General features: G+C 67.9%; 19 protein-coding genes. 4 read left to right on the top strand and 15 right to left on the bottom strand.

Going from position 1 to position 21,276, the window contains the following annotated elements; translation table 11 throughout:
* Positions 1-61: 61 nt before the first annotated feature.
* The 4 genes from ABEA81_RS24630 to ABEA81_RS24615 all read right to left on the bottom strand — a co-directional run bounded on the left by ABEA81_RS24630 (position 62) and on the right by ABEA81_RS24615 (position 4,809).
* The gene (locus ABEA81_RS24630) at positions 62-1,378 is read right to left on the bottom strand and encodes an erythromycin esterase family protein (RefSeq protein ID WP_345607690.1); all 1,317 of its coding nucleotides are present in this window, start codon (positions 1,376-1,378) and stop codon (positions 62-64) included.
* An 86-nt stretch (positions 1,379-1,464) separates the two neighbouring features.
* Positions 1,465-2,826, bottom strand: a complete 1,362-nt coding sequence (locus tag ABEA81_RS24625) for an erythromycin esterase family protein (protein WP_345607689.1) — start codon at positions 2,824-2,826, stop codon at positions 1,465-1,467.
* Between the two features lie 21 nt (positions 2,827-2,847).
* Positions 2,848-3,471, bottom strand: coding sequence for a hypothetical protein (locus ABEA81_RS24620; protein ID WP_345607688.1), 624 nt, complete (start codon positions 3,469-3,471; stop codon positions 2,848-2,850).
* Between the two features lie 246 nt (positions 3,472-3,717).
* Positions 3,718-4,809, bottom strand: a complete 1,092-nt coding sequence (locus ABEA81_RS24615) for a GlxA family transcriptional regulator (protein ID WP_345607687.1) — start codon at positions 4,807-4,809, stop codon at positions 3,718-3,720.
* A 385-nt stretch (positions 4,810-5,194) separates the two neighbouring features.
* Between ABEA81_RS24615 and ABEA81_RS24610 the strand changes: the two genes are divergently transcribed.
* Both ABEA81_RS24610 and pdxR read left to right on the top strand, forming a co-directional pair.
* Positions 5,195-5,335 (top strand): hypothetical protein, encoded by a 141-nt coding sequence (locus tag ABEA81_RS24610; protein ID WP_345607686.1) that lies wholly within the window; start codon positions 5,195-5,197, stop codon positions 5,333-5,335.
* A gap of 227 nt (positions 5,336-5,562) precedes the next feature.
* Entirely contained in the window at positions 5,563-6,996 is a 1,434-nt protein-coding gene (pdxR, locus tag ABEA81_RS24605; protein ID WP_345607685.1) for a MocR-like pyridoxine biosynthesis transcription factor PdxR, read from the top strand.
* Here the strand turns inward: pdxR and ABEA81_RS24600 are convergent.
* Positions 6,966-7,859, bottom strand: a complete 894-nt coding sequence (locus ABEA81_RS24600; protein WP_459077158.1) for a DMT family transporter — start codon at positions 7,857-7,859, stop codon at positions 6,966-6,968. The genes pdxR and ABEA81_RS24600 overlap by 31 nt on opposite strands.
* Positions 7,860-8,254: 395 nt before the next feature.
* On the opposite strand from ABEA81_RS24600, the gene ABEA81_RS24595 reads away from it, so the two are divergent.
* A complete protein-coding gene (locus ABEA81_RS24595; RefSeq protein ID WP_345607684.1) occupies positions 8,255-9,241 on the top strand; it encodes a pyridoxal phosphate-dependent aminotransferase in 987 nt (328 codons plus the stop codon).
* Positions 9,242-9,492: 251 nt separating this feature from the next.
* On the opposite strand, the gene ABEA81_RS24590 is transcribed toward ABEA81_RS24595, so the two are convergent.
* Positions 9,493-10,215: a hypothetical protein gene (locus ABEA81_RS24590; RefSeq protein ID WP_345607682.1), complete on the bottom strand. Its 723-nt coding sequence runs from the start codon at positions 10,213-10,215 to the stop codon at positions 9,493-9,495.
* A 103-nt stretch (positions 10,216-10,318) separates the two neighbouring features.
* Here ABEA81_RS24590 and ABEA81_RS24585 point away from each other — a divergent pair, with 103 nt between their 5' ends.
* The gene (locus ABEA81_RS24585) at positions 10,319-10,702 is read left to right on the top strand and encodes a YybH family protein (protein WP_345607681.1); all 384 of its coding nucleotides are present in this window, start codon (positions 10,319-10,321) and stop codon (positions 10,700-10,702) included.
* A gap of 389 nt (positions 10,703-11,091) precedes the next feature.
* Here ABEA81_RS24585 and ABEA81_RS24580 read toward each other — a convergent pair whose 3' ends face one another.
* From ABEA81_RS24580 to ABEA81_RS24540, 9 genes are all read right to left on the bottom strand, one after another.
* Entirely contained in the window at positions 11,092-11,520 is a 429-nt protein-coding gene (locus ABEA81_RS24580) for a transposase family protein (RefSeq protein ID WP_345607680.1), read from the bottom strand.
* A gap of 584 nt (positions 11,521-12,104) precedes the next feature.
* Positions 12,105-13,208 carry a helix-turn-helix transcriptional regulator gene (locus ABEA81_RS24575; protein WP_345607679.1) on the bottom strand — a complete coding sequence of 368 codons (1,104 nt, stop codon included), beginning with the start codon at positions 13,206-13,208 and terminating at the stop codon, positions 12,105-12,107.
* Positions 13,209-13,357: 149 nt separating this feature from the next.
* Positions 13,358-14,170, bottom strand: coding sequence for an alpha/beta fold hydrolase (locus ABEA81_RS24570; RefSeq protein WP_345607678.1), 813 nt, complete (start codon positions 14,168-14,170; stop codon positions 13,358-13,360).
* The gene (locus ABEA81_RS24565) at positions 14,160-14,654 is read right to left on the bottom strand and encodes a zinc-binding dehydrogenase (RefSeq protein WP_345607777.1); all 495 of its coding nucleotides are present in this window, start codon (positions 14,652-14,654) and stop codon (positions 14,160-14,162) included. Before ABEA81_RS24565 ends, ABEA81_RS24570 begins: the two co-directional genes overlap by 11 nt.
* 15 nt (positions 14,655-14,669) lie before the next feature.
* Positions 14,670-14,927: a hypothetical protein gene (locus tag ABEA81_RS24560; RefSeq protein WP_345607677.1), complete on the bottom strand. Its 258-nt coding sequence runs from the start codon at positions 14,925-14,927 to the stop codon at positions 14,670-14,672.
* Entirely contained in the window at positions 14,924-16,222 is a 1,299-nt protein-coding gene (gene istA / locus ABEA81_RS24555; RefSeq protein ID WP_345607676.1) for an IS21 family transposase, read from the bottom strand. The genes ABEA81_RS24560 and istA overlap by 4 nt, the downstream gene beginning before the upstream one ends.
* A 52-nt stretch (positions 16,223-16,274) precedes the next feature.
* Positions 16,275-16,412, bottom strand: coding sequence for a hypothetical protein (locus ABEA81_RS24550; protein ID WP_345607675.1), 138 nt, complete (start codon positions 16,410-16,412; stop codon positions 16,275-16,277).
* A 496-nt stretch (positions 16,413-16,908) separates the two neighbouring features.
* The gene (locus ABEA81_RS24545) at positions 16,909-17,217 is read right to left on the bottom strand and encodes a DUF4386 family protein (protein WP_345607674.1); all 309 of its coding nucleotides are present in this window, start codon (positions 17,215-17,217) and stop codon (positions 16,909-16,911) included.
* 102 nt (positions 17,218-17,319) lie between these two features.
* A complete protein-coding gene (locus ABEA81_RS24540; RefSeq protein WP_345607673.1) occupies positions 17,320-19,131 on the bottom strand; it encodes a hypothetical protein in 1,812 nt (603 codons plus the stop codon).
* Between the last annotated feature and the right edge of the window lie 2,145 nt (positions 19,132-21,276).

Genomic DNA, 21,276 nt, shown 5'->3' with positions numbered 1-21,276 from the left:
GACGTAGGTCCGTTTTGTCAAAGCGCGATGTTTCGCCGCCTTGACACTGTTTGCGAGGTCGTCAGGCTGCGCTGGCCGGTGTCACCTCCTGGCCGTGGACGACGACGTCGAACCACTGGGATGCGCTGCCGCCCTGGCAGGTCGAGTTTGGCCCCATAGGCCCTCTGGTCACGATCGGGGCGTCCAGCCACTCGCGCACGCTCGAAGGAGCGGGGGCACGGAGATCAAGTACGAACTGCTCGAGGGGTACCTGGCCGAGGGGCTGTTCGAACCAACCTTCGGCAGGTTTCGGCGCGTCGACGGGCTCTCCACCTCCAAAGCCGACACGGCCGTGGTCGAACATGAAGCCGATCGACAGGTAGCGCTCGCCGTATTCTTGGCGCAGATGCGATCCTGCGCTGGGGAACTGGATCTCCCCGTCCTCGGATGCGGAGATGCGGAGCTGCGGGGCGTTCGCGGTGTGCGGGCTCGCAGCCCAATACGCGATCTTGTCTCCGGTCAGTTGGCGCCACCACATCAGGTTCTCTGCAGCGTGCGCGTCTCGGTACGCGTGGCTGTCTGCCTCGGGTAGGGCGAAGTGCTCGTAGAACGACAGGATCTGGCGTGCGGTGTGCACCGCCATAGCGTGGTCGCGGTCGTTCTCCTTGTTCGGCAAATCGCGAACGAGGTTATACAATGCGCGGGCATGGCGCAGGAACGGTTCCTTGTCCGGACTTGCTGAGTACGCCTGAATGTGCGCAATGATGTCCGCCGACGCCGGTCGGATCGCCTGAAGGTGCTGGCGCGCCTCGGGCAGCTGCTCTGGTGCGGCCGCGGCGACCTGCGCCTCCACATCGTCATAGGATTCGAGGCCCGTCAGGTAATACTCGACTCCCATGAACTGCACCTTGTCAGTCCGATCGCGATTGAAGTCGTGCAGCCATCGCAGCACCTCCACCACCTCGCGCGATTGCCATTGCGAGCTCATGCGGCGGACCAACTCGTCAGGATCTCCGGCGCCGGTGAGGAGGTAGTCGTTGATCCGGCGGCCAGTTGTCCAGTCCTCCTCCCACGCGACCGAGCGGAAGCCCAACTGCTCGACGAGGACCTGCAACGCGCGGTGTTTGAGGGTGAGCTCCTCCGCCGCCCCGTGCACGGACTCGCCGAGCCCGACGATCTCGGCGTTCCCGATCGCGTTCCGCAGCGGAGCCAGATCATCGAGCGGCCCCTCGGGGCTGGTAACCGTCACTGCAGAGGCATTTGCAGCGATCCAGTCTGAGGTCCCGGTTGGCTCCTGGGTTCCGGCGCACGCCGCCACGGGACCGCTGAGCGCCAAGGTGGCGGCGACGACGCTTGCGACCCGTCGACGACGTCTCACGTTCTGTGTGTCCCGATGCATTCGCTATCTCCTTCACTTGGTGGTAGTTGGTCGCCCGGCGGGCGTCGGCGCTTGACACTCAGGACGTACTCCGGCCGTGAGGCGGGTCAGCGGAGGAGGCGAGACGGCCTCGTCCGATCGATGTAGACGAGGACGTCGAACGCCTGGCTCAGGCATCTGACAGTCATGGCGTATTGCTCCTCCATTGCGATGTCATAGGCAGCACCGATCAGCCGCAATGTGGCCGGCCCGTCTCGCCACGCGCGCACCGCAGGCGCCTTCGCGGGCACGTTCAGGTCGAGCAGCAGCATGTCCGGCCCGGCCTGAGCTAGCGTGTGGTCGGTGGTGCCAGGCCTGGGCACTGGAACCTGATAAATGGCGGGTCGCCCAGTTTCGAAACCCTGCAGCACCTCTCCGGATCCGAAGATCCCCGCGACCGCGGCGTAACCCGTCCCATACTGCTGTCGCAACCAGTGCCCCACGGGCACAAGCCGGGCAGCAGACACCGTTGGCGGGAACGCATATTCGACCTGCTCCGCCGCCGCGACATGGACATTCGCTCCCCAGAAAGCGGTCTTGTGGCCGGTTCGGCGCTGCCAGGCGATGATCGAGTCGGCCATAAACCGGTCGCGGAGATCCTCACCCTCCTGCGCGTAGTGGAGGTAGAAACCCAGCACCGCCTCCGCATGACGCAGGACGTCATCGCGCTCCGTCGTTGCCGGGAGCCCCGCGATCAGGTCGCGGACGGCGCGGGCGTGCCCGATCAACGACTCCTTGTCGGTCTGCTGGTAGTACCACGCGACGTGCTCGCCCGGATCGCCATGCAGGTGTATCGCGGAAAGGTGGGCGGCTAGCTCGTCGAGTCGACCTGGGGCGACCGCGCGGACGTAACTGCTGATCTCGTCCAGGCTCAGCTGCCGCAACTGGGTCAGGTCGGTGCCGACAAATCGGACCTTGTCTGAGTGCGTGCGGTTGTACGCACGCATCCACTCGACCAGCGCGAGCATCTGCTCGCTCTGCCAGGCCGAAACCATGGATCCCACGATCTGGCGCGGATCGCCGACACCGTCGACGACGTAACGGTCTACCGCGACACCGCTGCCGTAGTCGGCCTCCCAGGCCAGCAAGCGGAATCCCATCTCCTCGACGAGGTAGCGGACGATCCGGTGGCGCAGCGCGAACTGGTCGCCGAGCCCATGCGCGGACTCGCCAAGCCCGACCACCGTCGCGTCTCCTACGACGCTTGGCAGGACGGCCAGGTCGTCCAGCGGCGCGGTCGCGTCGGCGGTTTCGAGTGGCACCGCCGCCTGGTCGATCCACTCAACGATCGGGTCGACCCCAGCGCCGCCGCTGGCCGCCGTCTGCGCCGACAATTGGGCGGTGCAGCCCGTCAGTGCCAGTACGGCCACCAGGACCAGCGCACCTGCCTCAGCCGTCTTTGTGCGCCCCGTTTTTGTGCGCCGCCTCATCTCGCCTCCTTGTCAATCTGGTTAGGAACAGAGTCCCGGGCGGGCGCGGCGACTGCGTCCAACTGCGGGCGACACCTGGGCTACTCCCGGAGCAGCAGTCCGGTGGACCAAACCCGCTCTGGTTGCGACTAACGACGTAGGCGGCCTCGAAACCCTCGAACACGCGGGCGACCCGGATTCACCGCGGTCCCCGGGCCGCCTCAGCCCGGGTACGTGCAGCACGGCGACATCGGGCGGCGCCTCCCCGAGCTGCCCCCGGTACCGGAACGCCTCCAACTTCTTCGACGGCCAGATCCCCAGCTCATCCCAGCCGACCACCCGCGCCGCACGGACTCGGTGCCACTGCGCCGCGAGCCCCTTCGCCAGCACGGGCTCGCCGTCGACGAGGTCCTCGACGACCTGACGGGCGGTGACCACCCACTCGTCCGCGACGACGTAGCCGGTGCCCATCGCACGACGCTGGGTGATGAGTACCTTGTTCCTGGCCTCGGCGTTCAGTTTTTCCGCGTTCCACGCCGGGTGTTCCGGGTCGGGCGAGCCGCTCGCCGCGCTCCTGTTCGGCGACGCCCCCACGCTCGCGGTGATCGTGTCGGACCTGCTGGCCATGGATGTCGACGTCCCGGGCTCGATGGAGCTGGCGTACATGGATCAGCCCATCCCCGACGCCGTGTCCCCTGTCGGTGGTGTCGGCGCGCCTGCCGACCCGGGAGATGGGCTGGCCGGCGGCGCGGCTGGTGCACGATCACGTGCCGGTGCGCGCGACCGGCCCGCCAGGGAGTACTGCGCGACGGCCTGCAGATGGCAGCGCGGTGCCGCAGCACCCTGGTCGTGCGGGCCTGCAAGGGGCGGGTGGCAACTGACGTGCGCTCGTCGGGCGACGCGCCGGGTACCTCACCCGTTCGTGTCCCGAGAACGGCGCACCCGGCGATAGCGCTGGGGTGATACGCCGAGGACTCTCGTGAAGTGCTGGCGGAGGTTCCCGACGCTGCCGAAACCGGCGAGTCTCGCGATCTGCTCGGCCGTTTCCTGACTCGATTCCAGGAGTTCCTGAGCGAGCCGGATCCGTTGCGCCAGCAGCCACTGGAGCGGTGACGTGCCCAGCGCGGCGTGGAACCGCCGGGACAGCGTCCGCGGGCTGAGCCCTGCGACCTCCGCCATGTCCGCGAGGGTGATCTGCTCGGCGAGCCGGCTCGAGGCCCATTCCAGCACGCGAACGAGGCTTTCCCCCGATTCGCCGACCGGGGCGCTCACGAATTGACGATGATCCCCCAAGCGTTGCGGCGGGGCGATCATCCAACGGGCGAGGGCGTTGGCCACGGCCGCGCCGTGATCCCGGCGTATCAGCTCCAGGCAGAGATCGAGGGTGGCGGCGGCTCCGGCGCACGTGAAGATGCCGGCGTCCTCGACGTAGAGCGCCTGGTCGTCGACGACGATCTTCGGGTAGCGACGGCGTAGCTCCTCGCACACCGACCAGTGAGCGGTAGCGCGCAGCCCGGTGAGGAGGCCGGCGGCTGCGAGTACGAACGTGCCGGTGCCGAGCGCGCTGATCCGCACGCCGCGTATGCGTGCGGCTTGCAACGCCTGCAACACCGCGGGTGCCGGATCGGGCGGAACCTCCGGTCCGGCGGCGACGATGATCGTGTGTACGTCGGTCAGCATGTTCAGGTCGTTGGCCGTCTCGACCACCGGGTTCGAAACCTGACCGGCGTGGTCGAGCACCGGCGCGCACAGTCGCGGCTCGTACCATCCCTTTGCGTTCCCGCCGAGAGGATGCGACGAGCCGAAGAGCGCGGTCGTGATCCCCAGGTCGATCGCCGGGGCGCGGTGCGGCACCAGCATCGTCACCACATGGGGTCTGCTGGCAGAGTGGCCGCCGGGGATCGCGTGGAGCCAGCGCTCGCCGCGCTCGTCGCCGTCCGGGACGGTCGTGCATTCCGATGTCACCGACCTAGACGGTGGCACCGACATCACCCGCTCCAGCACGCGACGCTGTGTGGCCGATGGCGGACTTCATGGCCCGAATATCCGTTGTGAGGCTGGACGGGTCCAGGCAAGGAACGGAGCGTCGCCCGGGCATTTTGAGGGCATTCTCACGGTCTCGGCGAACGCTTCCGGCGCGCTGCTCCTGCGTCTGGCGCCTGGACGGCACTGCTGGCTGGAATCGATCGACAATTGTCTTGGTAGCTACTTCTGCGGTGCGTACTGGACGCTTAGGGTTCACCCAGCGCGAACCGTGTGCTTTTGTTGTAGAGGCGGTTGGCCGCACACCGGCCCGTAGCCGACTGCAGCGATCAGAGAGCGTCATCTTCGGGATGTCGCTCGCTGCATCGCAACGGTTCCGCGAATCGGTACTCACGAGGAGGATCTGATGAAGCGCAGGATCGTCGCAATGGTACTTCTGATGTTCGGAATGCTCGCCGCCGGGGGCACCGCCGTCGCTTTCGCCGACCAGCCGGGCATGACCCATAACTCGGTCTGCGAGAAGGCCGAATGCATGACGCACAACTAGGCGTGGGGCCGGGCCGGCGGCTGCAGGTAGGAGTGCATCCGGCGTGCCCGGCCCAGGCACGGTGATCGTGGCAAGAGCCGTGCTGCCCGACGACGTCGGGGACCTGAGGATTGATCCCGTGTGCTGGGGACCGGGAACGGCGGTTTCGGATGAATGGATCTCGGCGTGGCATCGACCGTGTCGACCTGCTCGTCCAGTTGCACGGACGTCACGATCTTGCTGGACAGGTGTACCGGGAGATACGGTCCGCGATCGTCGAAGGCCGGGTGCGCCCACCGGACGCGCTGCCGTCGATCCGCGATCTGGCACAGATGTTGGCGGTGTCGCGCAACACGGTCGCGATTGCGTACGACCGGCTCGTCGCCGACGGGTTCATCGCCTCCCGGATGGGTGTCGGGATGTTCGTCCGCCGCGCGGCCCAGACAGCACCGGCGGCATACTCCGTCCGGTCGGTGCTCCGCCCACGGCCGCTGTGGGAGCAGATGGACGACTCGAGCGACACGGTGCACTCGGAGGCCGCGTTCGACTTCCGCAACGATCTCCCCGATGCCGGGGAGTTCCCGTTCGCGACATGGCGGAGCCTGCTAGCGACCGAGCTGCGATGCGGCGCGGTGAGCGACGCCGCGCTCGGTCACCCTGCTGGTCATGCGGGGCTCCGTGCGGCGATCGCACGGCATGTCGGTCTGTCACGCTCGATGCACGTCGACGCTGACGACGTGTGCGTCACGAACGGGGCCCAACAAGCCATCGACCTCGTCGCCAGGGTTGTGGTCGAGCCGGGCGACGTCGTCGCGGTAGAGGACCCCGGCTGTCCGTCGGCACGGGAGGCGTTCCGGGCACACGGCGCTCGAATGGTTGGCGTCCGGGTCGATGGCGAGGGGCTCGTGGTCGACGCCCTTCCGGAGGCCGCGCGCCTCGTCTTCGTGACGCCGTCGCACCAGAACCCGCTCGGGATGACGATGTCGCCCGATCGGCGCCGCGACCTGTTGGAGTGGGCGGAGCGGTCTGGTGCCGCGGTCGTCGAGGACGACCGCGGCAGTGAGTTCCACGCCGGACCTCGGCCACCGGCGCCGCTTCGCAACACGGACCACTCCGACCGGGTCCTCTACATCAGCTCGTTCTCGACAGTCTTGTTACCCACGCTGCGGCTCGGGTACGTGATCGTGCCGCCGAGCCTTCGAGACGCGGTGCACAGGGCGAAGTACGTGGCGGGCGGTTCGGCCAACACGCCTCTGCAGGCCGCGGCCGCGAGGTTCATCGAGGAAGGAAGGCTGACGCGGCACATCCGGCGCATGCGGAACATCTACGCCGCGCGGCGTCACCTGCTGCGGGCCGCTCTTGGCGACGAGCTGTCCGAACACCTGCGGCTCGTCCCGTCGGCTGCCGGCCTGCGTCTCGCGGTGCTCCTGCACCGACACACCGACGACCGGTTGGTCGTCGCGCGCGCCGTCGCTGCCGGCGTCACCGTGCGGCCGCTGTCCGGTCACGCGGTCACCGCGCCCGCGCGCCACGGCCTGCTGCTCGGGTGCGGTGCGATCCCGTCGGACCGGATCGCGGCGGGGGTGCGTCGGCTGCGGTACGTCCTCGATGCGCTGCCCACGGCATCCGAGGCCATCCCCACAGCCGACTACTACGCTTCGACGGGCACCGCAGCGGTCTGAGCGTCCTGTCCTGACGGTGCTCCGCCAGGCCGTTCACCCGCCGGTCGCGCCGTCACGAGCACCACGCCGGCCATCGTGACGACGATGCCGAGCGCGGTGACGGGCGCGATCGGCTCTCCGAAGAGGACGGCGGCCAGCACTGTCGTCACGGCAGGCGTGAGATAGAAGTAGCTCGTCACGCGCTCGGCGCTTCCGCGGCGCAGCATCCCGTAGAGGATGCTCATGCCGGCAACCGTGTTCACGCCAACCGCCCACATCAGCGCACTCGCCACCGTTACAGTCCACTCCACGTGGAACGACTCGGACGTGATCGCGAATGGCGCCGTGACCGCGATGCATGCCGCCGATTGGACGACCTGCCCGGTGCGCAGGTCGAACGCCGGGCAGAGCGCCTTCTGGTAAAGCGTCCCGGCGGTCACCGAGAGCAGGGCAAGCACGGCGAGCCCGATGCCCGATGCAGTCACTCCGTCGGTGCTCAGGCGTGCTGCGACGACGAGCGCGACACCCCCGAACCCGATGACGAGCCCGGTCGCCGCGCGCGCGCTCACCCGGGCCCCGACCGCGGCGAGCGCGATGCCGGTCAGCACGGGCTGGAGGTTCGTGACGAGCGCGACCACGCTCGATGGCATACCGCCGGCGACGGCGAGCCACATCCCCCCGAGGTAGCCCGCGTGAATCCCCGTTCCGGACACCGCGACGTGCAGCAACTGCCTACCCCGCGGCCACGCGGCCCTGGCGGCAAGCGCCAATGCGAGCATCAGGACGAGGACCGCCGCGTAGCGAAGGAGCAGGAACGTCAGCGGCTCCACGTGCGGCGTGGCGAGCTGGGACACCAGGAAGCCCGACGACATGATGCCGACCATGGCGAACGGCGCGGCCGCGCCGAGCTTCGGGAGCCGGTTCATCGTTCTCGTGGTGCGGGGAGCTTCACGAGCATCGTTGCATCGTGCACGGGACGATCGTGGCCGGCGGGCTTTCGAGCGCTCAAGGGACGGAAAGGCGGGCCCTGCTCATGTCGGTCACGAACAGATAACGGCACCGCGTCATCTGTGCGGCAGCTATACCCGCGGTCACCGGATGAATGCATCCTGTCGATAGTGGAGCGAGCGTCGGGCCGATCGTTTCCCGACCGTTACTGTCACTTCCGCCTTGGGCTGTTCTGTCCCTTCGTCCGCGGCGACACGCGGGGTCCAATAGGCCGCCTCGCAGCCAGCGATCGGCCGGAAGGGGAAGTGTGGTGCACAACGTCGTGCGTCGAATGGATCGGAACGAGATGCCGTTCCCGCCGGAGGGCGAGGTCGTGCGGGCCGCAAGCGCGGCGCTGCTGACCTCGAACCGGTATCCGAGCTGGGACGCGGCCGGGCTGAGGTCGCTGCTCGCGGAGTCGTTCGCCGTGAGCCCGGACTGGGTGGCCGTCGGCAGCGGGAGCATCAGCGTCATCCAACAGGCGATGATCGCGGCCGGGCCGGGCGAGCTGCTTCTGCCGTGGCCGACCTTCGAGGGCATCCCGATGCTCGCCTCGGCCCTGCGGATGGACCTACGGCGCACGGGCCTCCGCCCGGACGGCAGCTGCGACATCGCCGAGATGACCGCGCAGATCACGCCTGCGACCCGCATGGTGGTCGTCTGCACGCCGAACACGCCGACCGGCGGCATCGTCCGCCATGACGAACTGGCTGAGTTCGTGGCCGGTGTCCCGCGCGACGTGCTCGTGCTGGTCGACGAGGCCTACGTCGAGTTCGTCACCGCGCCCGATGTCGCGCGATCCCTCGACCTCGTTCGGGCTCATCCGAACGTCCTCATGACTCGCACCTTCTCGAAGGCCTACGGGCTCGCCGGATTCCGGGTCGGGTACGGGATCGCACAGCCCGCACTCGCCGGGCCGATCAGGGCGGCCGGCATACCTTTCACGCTGTCGGCGGCGGCGGAGGCGGCGGCTATGCGGGCCCTGCGCAGCCGGGCGGTCATGGAGGCCCGCGTGCGCTCGATCAACGCCGAGCGCCTTCGCCTCACCACCGCCCTGCGGGCGCTCGGCCTCGAAGTTGCCGACGGACACGGCAACTTCGTGTGGCTTGCGCACCCCGGCGACAGCGACGCGATCGCGGGCGAGCTTGCCGCGAGTGCCGTGCTCGTCAAGGCCTACTCCGGTCACGGAATCCGGATCTCAGTCGGTACCGGGGCGGACACGGCGCGGCTCCTGTCGGTGTGGCCGACTCGGTCGACGAAGCTGCAGCGCGCTTCCTGACCTCGTTCCGCCAACGGAGGCCGGGAGTCACGCGTCCCCGGCATCACAGGTCACCGGGAGCGTCACCGGCTGTGCGCGGCGGGGTGGTGCTCGAACGAGCCGCATGCGATCAGCTCGCCGTGCGTGCCGATGCACACCTTCCCGAAGAACGATTTGAGCGGTCCTTGGCTCTCAAGGCCCTCGGCGAATGGTTCTCGCGGCCGGGCCAGGCGCCGCGGAGGACAGCGCCTGGCCCGCGTTAGCGCCGTGCATCAGCTCCTGCAGCTGTCCAGCGTGGCGTCCTTCACGTTCGGCCCGCCGCCCTTGAAGTACGTCTGCGGCACGTAGCCGAACCCCGCGTCGCCGTCGGCCTTGGTGAAGGCCCACCAGTTGTTCTCGAACCCGCGCAGCTCATGGGTTCCGCCCTTCAGCTGGCAGATGTAGAAGTCGTCGCCCGCCGCGTTGATGAAGCCGATCCTCTTCGAGTCCGCTCGCGGCTTCTCGTACACGGGGATGCGGCCGTCAGGTGACCAGTCCGGGCAGATCTGCACGCCTTCGAACCCGGAAACAGTGCGATTTCCCCCGCACGGCTCATCATCCGACTCGGGGCCCGGGTCTCCCTCGATGGGCCTGGCAGGTGCAACCGCGGACCCGACGCTCGCCGCTTGGGCCATCGACGCCGGCGCTGTGCTCACGGCGCCCGTCAACCCGACAACGGTCAACGCCAGGATCGTCAGGAGGCGGCGGGTGCGGGTGCCGCCGCCCTCGGTGTCGTGGTGCGCCGACGGGACCGTCTGGTCGTCAGGTGCCGTGTACTCGTTCATCGCTGCTACTTCCAAGTGTGCGTAGTAGTGGCATTTGCTTTTCGACACGATCCGTGCAGGACCGTGGTTCACGGTCTTCATCAATACGGCTAAAATTTGTCGTAATTTGGCAATAACGACGCTCCGCGCCTCGTGCAGCGGCTCCCGCCGCCCCCTGACGGCGCGCCGCACCGCGGTCGAGCCACCTTGCGGCAGACCTCCCAGAGTCCTGGGATGGATACGCCGTTGCCGGGGGAGCAGGCTCCGAACCGAGCACAGCGACGGAGGAGTTGAGATGCACATGCCGTCCCGCACACCCGAGGACTTGCATGCACTACTTGCCGCGGCGATGAACCAAGGGGACATCGACGCGTTCGTGGAGGCTTTCGAGGACGACGCCGTTCACGTCGTCCCGCCGACCGGAGCGCGTACGGTCGGCAAGGCAGCGCTGCGGGCCGCGCTCGAACCGACCTTCGCCCTCCACCCGACGGCGCGCATGGAGGTCGTCGGCAAGCTCGAGGGCGACGGGTTCGCGCTCACCCACGGACGTTGGCAGCTTGTGCTCACCCACCCCGACGGCCGCCGCGAGCACCTCAAGGGGAGGGGAACGATCGTATCCCGTCGCCGATCCGACGGCACGTGGCGGATCGTTCTGGACGACCCGATGACACCGAGGTAAGCCCCGGCGGTGAACCGTCGCGCTGCAGCTCACCGCAGGAGTGATGTGGGCGATGAGTCGCCGTGTGTGCCCACGTCCGCCCTCGTAAAGATCGGCTTCAGGTCGTCCCGGACGGTCCAGGGCGAGAGGTGCAACGGACGCCGATCGGTCCTGCTGATGATCTAAGGCGACCTGCGGCGCGTCCGCGCGCGGCTGTTCCGCGCCCGGGGCTCCTCGCGGCGGCCTGGTTCATCCACGGGACGGCGCTGGTGATCGCCGCGCTCGCGGTCGTGACAGCTGTGGTCCGTCTGCTTCCGCCGGCCCTTGCTGTCGTGGCACTCGTTGCCGTCCAGCTCGGCGCGCTGATCTGGGCGTTGCGCAGGCCCTCACTGAGCCCTTTCCACTTGGTGTCAGCCAGTGACGATGAGGACCTGGATCGCGTTGACCAGGGCGGTGGTCCGGAGCGGGCAGCAACGGATCTTGCGCAGGACCCGCCAGCTCTTGAACACCGCGTCGGGTCGCTCGCCCGGGCCGTGCTGCGCGGCGTGAGCGGCATTGACCTCCCGCTGGTTGCGGGACAGGCGTTGGCGTGCACCGGTTGCGGGGTCGGCGGGCCGGCGTCGTTGCGGGAGATCGAACGTCGGGCCGACGCCGCGGTAGCCGCTGTCGGCTACCACCTGCACTCCTGCCGCGACCAGCGCGTCGGTGATGCCGTGCTCGCGCGCTGCGCCCATGTCGTGACGGGCACCGGGGAGCCGGCGCCAGCGGGTACGGCGCTGGTTGCGGGTGCGCCGTAGCACGTCGGTCACGGTGATCAGGGCGCGGTTGGGCACGGTCATCCCCGAGGGGTAGGAAGGCACCGAAGCTCCTGGCAGTGCGAGTTGATCTAATCAATCGCCCGTCTACCAGGGGGCTTCACCCATCTCGGTGACACCACGGCGTATCAGCGCGAGCCTGTCATCAGCCAGGTTGGAAAGGGCTCACTGCCGAGCTGGGCAGGATGGAGGGGAGGTCCTGGCGGAGGTCCGCAGCTCCGATTCACCGATTCCGGCGATGTTCTCCAACGACGACCTTGTCACCGCTGACACGAACCTCGTCATCACGGTGCGCCCCGACTCTCGTGGAAGTTCGTTGAACCAACTGCCGCGCGGATGTCGCCGGCGTGCGGTCGAGTCCCGTCGAGGATCCCTCCGGATTCGCGAGCGTGCTGCCCGTCCGGATCGACGTCGCTCGGGAGGCCGCCGTCTAGCATTCGGCGATCCGGAGATTCGTGTCATCGACGCCCGATCAGGGGGCGGTAGCGTCCCCGCTGGCCTGGTCATCGAGGGGGATCCGATCGGCGAAGCCGGTTCGGCCCGGTGGCATGTCTCGGAGGGTTGAAGCGCATGTCCCTGCTCAGCGTCCCGTCGCGCTCCACGGCGGCTCAGCTGCGGATGGTCTCGCGGGTGAATGACGGGACGTAGTGCTCGAAGAACAGGCGGGCGACCAGCTCGCCCCGGGTCCCGACCCCCACCTTCTCGAAGATCGACTTTAGATGGTCCTGCACCGTCCAGGGGGACAGGTGCAGCCGGTCACCGATCACGTTGGTCGACAGCCCCTGCGCGATGAGCTGGACGACGCATCGCTCGCGGTGGGTCAGGCCGTAGGACTCGGCGATGAGAGGAGCGAGTTCGTGGGGTCGAGCCGGTTCGACGATCAGGGCCGTCTGTCCATACGGACCATGACCGAGAGTGGAGCCGCGCAGAAGTAGCCACTGTCCGGATCCCGTACGGACCCTGGACCGCGCGAGCATCCCCTGCGAGACCTCCCCGGTCGCGATGCGGCGGGCACGGCTGACCACGGTATGGACCGCGACCGGAAGCGCTTCTTGCCCGGCTCCGTCGCACAGCTCGGCAAGCCACCGGCGTGCGGCCGCGTCCGCCTCCGTGATCGTGTTGTCAGGCGCGACGAGGGCCACACCGACCGCCGCCTCCTCGTCCTGGGTGCTCTCGGACGCCGTCGTGAACAGCTGCGCGCGTCGCAGTCCCTCCGCGAGGTAGGGGGACACGGCCGCGATGGTGGCCGCTTCGGCGGCGGTGAAGTTCGGCTGACGGTGGCCGCGGAAGAGACTGATCCCACCCCACATCGTCGAGCCGGTGACGAGCGCGGCACGCAGCTCGTCGCCGTGGCCGTTCGGGCGCTTCAGCTCCCGGTGCCGCACGCTCCGGTCGAGGTCGCCCTGCGTCGTTTCGCTGAGGATTCCGACAGAGGGCGTGAAACGAGCCAGCGTTTGGAACGTGTTGAAGTCCGAGCCCTCGATCTCGATCTCAGCGATACGGCGGGCCGCCCAGTCCGGCAGGCCGTTCTCCACGAACTCGCCCGTCGGAAGCAACGTGGCAGGATCCATACTCACGATGCAGATGCCTTCGAACGGCACTGCGCCGCCCAGGATCCGGGCAGCATGAGCCGAGAGCTCGCGCGCACCCGCCCGGCGGTGCACGAGGCCGACGACATCGTTCAGTAGACGCTCGGACCGAGATGGCGCCATGCCTACCAGTGTGGCAGGCCATGAGCTGTGTGTGTGGCGCATGTTCCGCTCTCTCGCAAGGAGCCTGAGGTGCTCGCGCGTTCCTCGACATCGCCATCAGAGTGCGATCAGGACAACGCAACCGATGAGCGCCGCCTGGGTCCTCTCCGCTACCTGGCCTCGCCGTGCTGCCCGAGGAAATCGCCGATCAGCTTCGCGAACCGCTCCGGGTCCTCCAGCGCAGCGACGTGACCAGCACCGGCGACGATCTGCAGGTGCGAGTCCGGCAGCGCGGCGGCGAGGGCGCGCCCGACCTCGGGCGGCATGCTGCTGTCCGCGTCGCCCGCGAGCACCAACGTGGGTACGTCCACGCCGGCAAGTTGGGTCCAGACGTTGAAACCGGCCATCGCCTCCCAGGTCGCAGCCCAGCAGCTCGGGTCGTTGCTCCGAAGCCACTGTGCGATCCTCGTCGCAACCGGGCCCGTCCGCGCCGACGCCGGGAACCACCGGGCGATCGGCTCGTCCACGACCGCGTCCATGCCGCCCTCGAGTGCGCGCCGGCCGCGCTCCCGTAGGACGTCATCGACAGGAGGTGACACGCCTCCTGTCGTCCCGATGAGCACGAGCGACCGCACATCGCCGGGATGATCGATGGCGAGTTGTTGCGCCACCATCCCGCCGAGGGAGAGCCCGACGACGTTCGCTGGTCCCCGGCCCGCGTGGGACAGGACGGCGTGCACATCTGCGGCGAGGTCTCGCACGGTCCACGGTTCCGGCGCCGCCGGTGACGATCCGTGTCCGCGCAGGCTGGGGACGAGCACGGGGCGCGGCTGCATGAGCGCGGCCAGCCTCGTCCACGCTTCTGCCCGTAGACCGACCGGGTGCAGCAGCACCACCGGTGTTCCGGTACAGCTGCCGGAACGGAGCACGTCCAGGGCCACCGGCGTACTGCTCATGATCTTCCGCTCTTCGTCACGGGACATCGATGAGGACCTTGCCGGTCACGCCCTTCTCCACAGCGTCGTGCGCGTCCGCCGTGCGGTCGAGCGGGAACCGGTGCAGCGGCAGGGTGGTGAGGGCTCCGACGCGCAATGCCTCGGTCACGTCCGTGATCGCGGCCCGCACCGCATCCGGCGGCATGGTGTAGACCAGCACGAACCGGATGCCGATGTTCGGCACCATGCAACGACGGATCGGCACCACGGCATCCGCCCCGCCGTCGGAGGCGTAACTGGCGACGACAGCGTGCGGGGCGGCGACGGCGAGGTCGAGCCCGATGTTAGCCGCGATCGCCACCTCGACGATCCGATCCACCCCCTCCGGAGCGTGGCTGCGTATGCGCTGGGCCACGTCGGGCTCCCGGCGGTCCACAACCGCGTCGGCCCCCGCGGCCTGGGCGATGCGGGATTTCGCCGGACTGCTCACTGTCGCGATCACTCGGGCACCCGCCCACTTGGCGAGCTCGATCGCCGCAGACCTGGATCAGGCTCGTCCACGACGCGGACCAGCTCGGTCAGCGCGTGGTCGCCTACGCGGCCGAGTTCTTCCGCTGGCCAACACGGCGGCCAGATACTCCTCGTGCGACCAGTTCTCGTTGCGGGCCTGCTCGGCGAGCTCTTCCCAGCAGCGCCCGATCGTCGGGGTCTTCAGCACCCGGGTCAGGTAGGCCAGCATCGACGGCAGGCCCTCCGCCGGTGCCGTCCTCGGGGGTGTCGCCGTCATGGTGATCGTGGCGGTCATGGATTGCTCGCTTTCGCCGCCGCAGCGGCCGTCGGAGTGGTCGGGCCGGTTGGGTTGAAGTCGACCCCGAACAGGGCGTCGTAGTCGGGCAGCGCCCGGAGCGCGACCGGATGGCCGTCCCTGTGGCGGCGCGCCCCGCTCTGTTGGGCCTGTTGTTGGGCTCGGCGTTGCTCGGCCAGCGCCAGGCGCATCTGGTGTGCGGTCGCGACGTGGGCCGGGTCGGTGATCACGACGTGTTTGGCCCAGCTGCGCTCATGCTCGGCGACCGGCTGTCCGTCGCAGAACACCAGGACTCGTGTCGGCGAGGCGGTGACCTCGACGAACCGCCCGATCATCCGCGGATCGACGGAGTAGTCGCAGGTGTCGACGCGGACGTAGTAGTCGCGGGCGAGGCGGATCCGGTGCGTCAGACCGACCGCCGGAGGCACTGGTGGCAGCGGGGTCATCGCCTGGCGGTCGGTCTCGAGTAGATCCACCGGCCGTGCCTGCAACGCTCGGATGGTGCGGGAGTTGGCTCGGGGCAGCCAGGCGCCGAGCTGATCGTTGAAGTCCTGCGGGCCGGCGAACGCGCGGCCGGGCAGGAACGAGGTCTCGAAGAACCCGTTGTTGCGCTCGACCATGCCCTTGAACTCCGGGTCCCGCGGCGGGGCCAGTCGGATCCTCGTGGCCAGAGTCCCGGCGAACGCCGCGGCCGGGACGCTGACCCGCCCGGTGCCGCCGATCGCGGACTCCCGATCCCAGACCAGCGTCTTCGGCACCCGCCCCAGCTGGGAGATCAGCAGCCACATCCCGGACAGGATGTCCCCGGCCTGGCGCGACGGGATCATCGTCGCGGACAGGAATCGGGAGAACGCCAGGGTCACCACCAGCACCGGCAGGATCCGGGCCTGCCGAGCGTCGACCGGCACCGGGGTCTCGGGGAACCACAGGTCGCACTGCGCGACCTCGCCGGGCTCGTAGACGACCCGGTCGGCCGGGTCGATGCCCACATACTCGGGTCGGATCCGGGCCAGCAGCTTCTTCAACGGGCCCTCCGAGTAGGGCCAGCCGATCCGCTGCGCGACCACCGGCCCGGGCATCCGCGGCCACTCCACCAACAGGGCTCGCACCTGCGGCTCGTAAGCGTCGGCGACCGAGCCCCGCGCCGCCCGCTCGTACTTCGGCGGCCCGTCCGAGCGCAACGCAGCCCGCACCGTGTTCCGCGCGACCCCGAGCCGACGGCCGATCTCCTTGATCGGCACACCCTCAGCCCGGTGCAGCCGACGGATCTCCGCCCAGTCCTCCACCTTCAACACCTCCCCAGCGTCGGGAGGGGTCAGAATTCCCAGAACGCCAGGGGGTCAGATTTCAGGATCCGGCGACAACCGCATCGGAGAACTCGGCGCGCTGGGTGCTGCCGCAGACGACGGGCGAATGGAACAGCACCTGCAGGGGCCGTGGTATTGGCACCGACAGGTCGACCTTGGCGTACTCGATCCCGACCACGTCGGGGAACGTCTCGCCCAGGGCGACGAGTCGTGCAGCAGCCAGCTGTCCGGGTTTGCCACGACGAGCGCGGCGTGGCCGGGGAAGCAGCTGTAGTAGTTGCCGGTCAGCTCGCTTTCCGGCTGCGCTTTGGGCGGTTGCCGCCAGTCGCTGGTGAGCGGTCTTCCTCAGCGACCCGTCGGGCGTCGCTTCGGTGCCTCACCCGCGGGTCGCCTGCAGTTGGCTGCGAGGGGAGCGTTGTTGCCATCGGGTCCCCTTCACCTCGAGGGCTGGCGTTGTTACCCGGCGGGTGTCGGGCCGGGGTATGCGCAAACGCGTCAGCTCCTCGGACCGGCGGTGGTCGACGGCTGGCGTGGGCGTACGGGCCAACGGGATATCAAGGGTGTCGGAGCTGTCGGGAATGGGCTGCGATCGGACCAGAGGACGGCGACGACGAAGGGCAGCCTCCACAGGCCCCAACCGGTGCTGCCGAGCAGCCCCGCCAGCTGACGGCGAGTCAGCTGACACCGAGCCAGTGGGGCAGCATCCGGGCGCGCAGGATGATCACGCTGATCGTGACCGACCAGTCGATGACGAGCAACTGACCCAGGTGTTCGCCGAGCAACGCGCCGCCGAACTGGTGTTGGGCCGTCCAGGCCGCGTCCACAGCGGCCAGGGTGGTGGCGTCGCCGGTGATGTAGGAGTCAGCGAGGGGTGGGACGACGAACACCCAGCGCAGGAAACCGCCAGTACCGCCACCCGCCGCCGGTCCGCGTCGACGACCGCGATCTCCGGCAGCCGGTGCGCGCGATGAGCGGCGCCGCATCCCATGCCTCGTCGTCCCGGCTGACAGTCGGCAGGTTCTTCGCCAGGCCGCGGGCCTTGTCGAAGTGGTCACGGACCGTGAGCGCCGTCCTCGACCCGTTGCTTACCGGTGAGCGTGCCGATGTCCTGGCCCGAGATTCGCATTCGAGGGCAGTGGCCCCGCCGGCGCTATTCGCGGGAGCTCGTAGATGTCCACGCGCCCTTCGTACGTCGCCACCAGCACCTTCCCGTCCGCCACCACGGGTGGACAGAACTTGCTGAACTTAAACGTATTGTCCGGAATGTGCGTGCTATCCCACAGCAATTTCAATCGCGGTGTACCGTCCGTGTTGTTCACTGGATCGAGCGCCGTCGCGTCGTATGCCCGCAGGATTCCGTCGACCACGTCGCGGTTGGCGTCATGCGAAACTGGCGCAGTCGCCCAGATTATGCCTGTATTGGGGTTGTCCCCGTTCGATGTCACGATCGGGAAGCCGCCAGGCATTCCGCCCTTTCCTCCCAGTCTCGCTGAGGCTACTTCCGCGCTCTTTGCCACGAACTTCGTAGTCCCGGCCCCGTCGATTGTCCACGCACGCAGCGTCTCGTTCTCGCCCCAGCAGAACAGCATTGGCCCGCGCGCCGGACTGGACCAGAACACGGGCGAGGCGTGCAGGTGGTGCGTCTTCCCGTCGAACAGGCGGTCTAGGTTCGCCACGTTCGAAGCGTCAATTCCGAACCCGGGAAAATACGTGAAGAAGATCGGCGGCTCCTGCTTCAGCTTGGAGAAGTCCGAGCCCTTCCCGAACTTCGCCGTATTCGTATCCAGCACGTATAGCACGCCATCCTTGCCTGCGCCCACTACCAGGTTCATTCCCGGTAGGGCGACCGGACCCGCCGACCCTAGGTCGTAATCTTGGAAATCGTCGTCTCCGCGCCGGTTCCGTACGCTGTCCTGGAACGGCGTGAACCACCCCACCGGCTCCAGCTTTGCCTTGCGTCCGCCGGACGCTGGCGTGTATTGAAGCTTGACGATGCTCTCCGGGAGATCGCCCGCCTTCGGCGGCGCGGTGCCGCCGCCGGCCGCCTCAACACCGTAGTTGCCTGTCATTACGTAGATGCCGCCCTGCCCGTCCGTCGCCGGACCCTGACCCGCCTGCCAAATGCCGGTGCCCGACCCGTTTGATGAGGTACACCAAGCCGCCGTCGCGCGCAGCGGCTCTAGTTCCATCGCCATCAGCCACCCGTGTGTCGGATCGCCCTCCTCGTGCGTCATGCCGCAGCCCACAAGCAGCACTTTCGTCGAGTGGTCGCCGGTGTTGACTGTGGTGAGCAGCAGCGCTGCCCGCTGCTTCTGCTTCGGCGAGATAAATGTGGGAACGTTCCGCCCCGACGGCACCTGGTCTGGCGCGCTGGCCGTGATCTTAAGTTGGCCGGTCTTGTTGCCACTTGTGATGTCCACCTCATGCAGTTCGTGTACTGCATTTGCTACTGCCCCATCGGGGCTCGTCCACGCGACTACGTACAGCTTTTTTGCATCCAGGTCGATCACTGGCGTGCTCAGGATTCCCCAGAGAATGTTGATTCCCCACAGGTCAATCTCGCTGCTCGTCGGTTTCGGATTACCCGTAAGCTTGGGTTTGATCGGGCGACCTAGATTCGTCGGCTGTTGCCAGATTGGCTTCCTAGTTTTCGCATCGAAAGCCCATACGTTGTTCGACATCGTGCACACGTAGATCACATCATGCACGTTGCCGTCATTCATCTTGAGCTGCGAAACGTAGAGCGGTTGGGCCTCCAGTCGCGGATCGTCGTTCACCGGCAACAAGCTCTGTGTCTTGACCAGGAGGTTCGAGCCCACATTCTTCGGGGTGAGGACCGTTTCCTCGAGCGTGGACCCGGTCCGGGAAGCATTGTATGAGCGGGTTAGCACGTTCATATCGTCTCCTCTCAAATTCTCGCGGCGCAACCGGGCACGTCGTCAGACGATCAACGGTGCCGACGCGGCTCCACGTCGCAACCATCAGCGGCTGCTGACGCTGCACAGAAGATGTAGTCCGTGTCGATGAGCCTGCAGGCAGCCGACACCTGGTGGATCCCGGCTTTGCAACCGTCCTGCTGGCAGCCGACGACGACCTGAATCAGCCATGCGTGCACGCCGCGCTCTCTCCGGGCTGGTGCTTGCCGTGCACCCGAACCTCTTGATCGACGCCGAGGGCGAGTCGAGCCCGCGGGTACCTTTAGACCGGCCGGAGCGGTGAACCCGCGGCTGTTGCTCGCTTGTGTCTCAGCATTCACCGCGCATCGGCCACCTCGGTCAGGGAGGGTCACCGCGCTGAAGAGGATCTCGGCCGCGCTCTGATACATGAAAGTCGAGTCCCGCGCACGAGTCCGTGTCGCGGACGCTCACACCGGCCGCACTCTATGCGCACGTTGCCCGCCGCGGTGCTTGCCTCGGGTCTCAGTCAGTGCGGATCGTTGTTCGAGCGCCCGCTGGGTTGGGCCGATCGACCGCCGTCACCGCCGCGATGCAAGCGGCTCTACCTGGCTGCACTCTCGGTTAGGGCCGAGCATGGACAGAGCCGATCATGCAGTGCCGTCAGCAGCTGTGAAATGATCAGCGCTACGAGCGGCGGGATGCCGTACCTGCACGCAGCGTCGTGTGATTTGCACAGACGCGGGTAGGACGATGCGTCCTAGTAGGGCAGTACCTCCCGCACCCGAACGCGAACCGGTGCACGCCACCGCGGTGAACCGCAGGGCTCCGCGGACCGCTTCGGGTCGTTGTGGCGAGCTTGCTCCTCCGGCCGCAGAGGGAGACAGTCGACATCCCAAATCTGCGACCGCACCGAGTCCACCGCCAGCCTCGAGCCTGGCGGCGAACCTCCCAGCTTCTGGCCTTGAGATCGTCTGTCCGCGCCGAAACGTCTCCGCGTGGCGTCGCGACTGCTGGGTGTGACGATGATCGACCCTGGGGCTCCGATTGCTGACCGGCTGGCTGAAGCTCTGCTGACTGGCACGATGCTCGACCTCGTCCCGGATACGTTTGGCGCTGGCGTCCTGGGTGAGGACGCGATGCAAGCTTGGGGCCGAGCCACGACGTGGACGCGGGCCTGCTTCGTGATCTGCTGGTCAGGCGGAGTCTTAGCGCAGATAGTGTGGACCCGCGCGGGTTGCGGCTGCGTGGTGCCCGGATCCGAGGCCGGCTCGACCTTGACTACGTCGAGCGGGTAGGCGGGCAACACGACGAATGGGCCGAAGGCCGCCGTTACCTCGGCCTCGACGTCACGGCCAGAGCCCGCTCACACTCGTTCCCGATGCCACCACGAACCTCGAGGAGTGGCCGCGACGACACCATTCCAGCTCACCGGTGGCGCTGTGGCTTGACGACTGCCTGCTCGAGCGCGGTGTGACCGCGCGGCAGGCCCACTTTCCAGTATTGCGGATACGTCGGTGCGGTTCTGTCGAGGTTCAGGTCACCGTCGACCCGGAACCCGTCCCGTGGCCACGGCCAGATCTGAGGCTGGTGCACCGACGAAGGCCGGTTCGTGCGGGTGGCCGACCCGCTTCGCCTGGTCGCGGCCAGCGTCGGACGACTCAGCCTCGGGGGTGGGACGCTGCGCAACTCGGCAGGCCCAGCCCTTGCGGCTGAGGCGCTGGAGACCGATACAACCGTCCTCCTCGATCAGGACTTCTTGGCTGAGGGTGGCGGTTCTCATGGCGCAGTCCGCCTGTGCAGGGCACGGCGCTCAGCGCCCAACCCACAAGAAGATCACGCGCCAGCCGTCAAACACCACGCCCCCGGACTTGACCATTGACTGACGCGAGTGGAGCAGATGTGGAGCACAGCATCGCGCCAATCTGACCTGGAGGTACCCAAGGGGCGTCGTACTGCACCAGGCCAAGCAGCGCATTCTCTGTCTCCCCTGGTCAGGGCGACATGTTGACCGTACTGGCAGTCATCCCTGAAGGAGCGGGGCCGGTCAACCCCTGTTCTTGTTGGTGATCTTTCTTCTTGCGGTTCCTCCGCCTGTTCTTGGGCGCGCCGGGGTGAGGCGTTGGGGTCAGGGATCGGCCCGGAGGG

Origin of the sequence: Pseudonocardia adelaidensis (genome assembly GCF_039543345.1) — a bacterium.
Classification (GTDB): Bacteria; Actinomycetota; Actinomycetes; order Mycobacteriales; family Pseudonocardiaceae; genus Pseudonocardia; species Pseudonocardia adelaidensis.
Note: the sequence above shows the minus strand (reverse complement) of the source record. Positions and strands in the feature narration are given on the sequence as shown.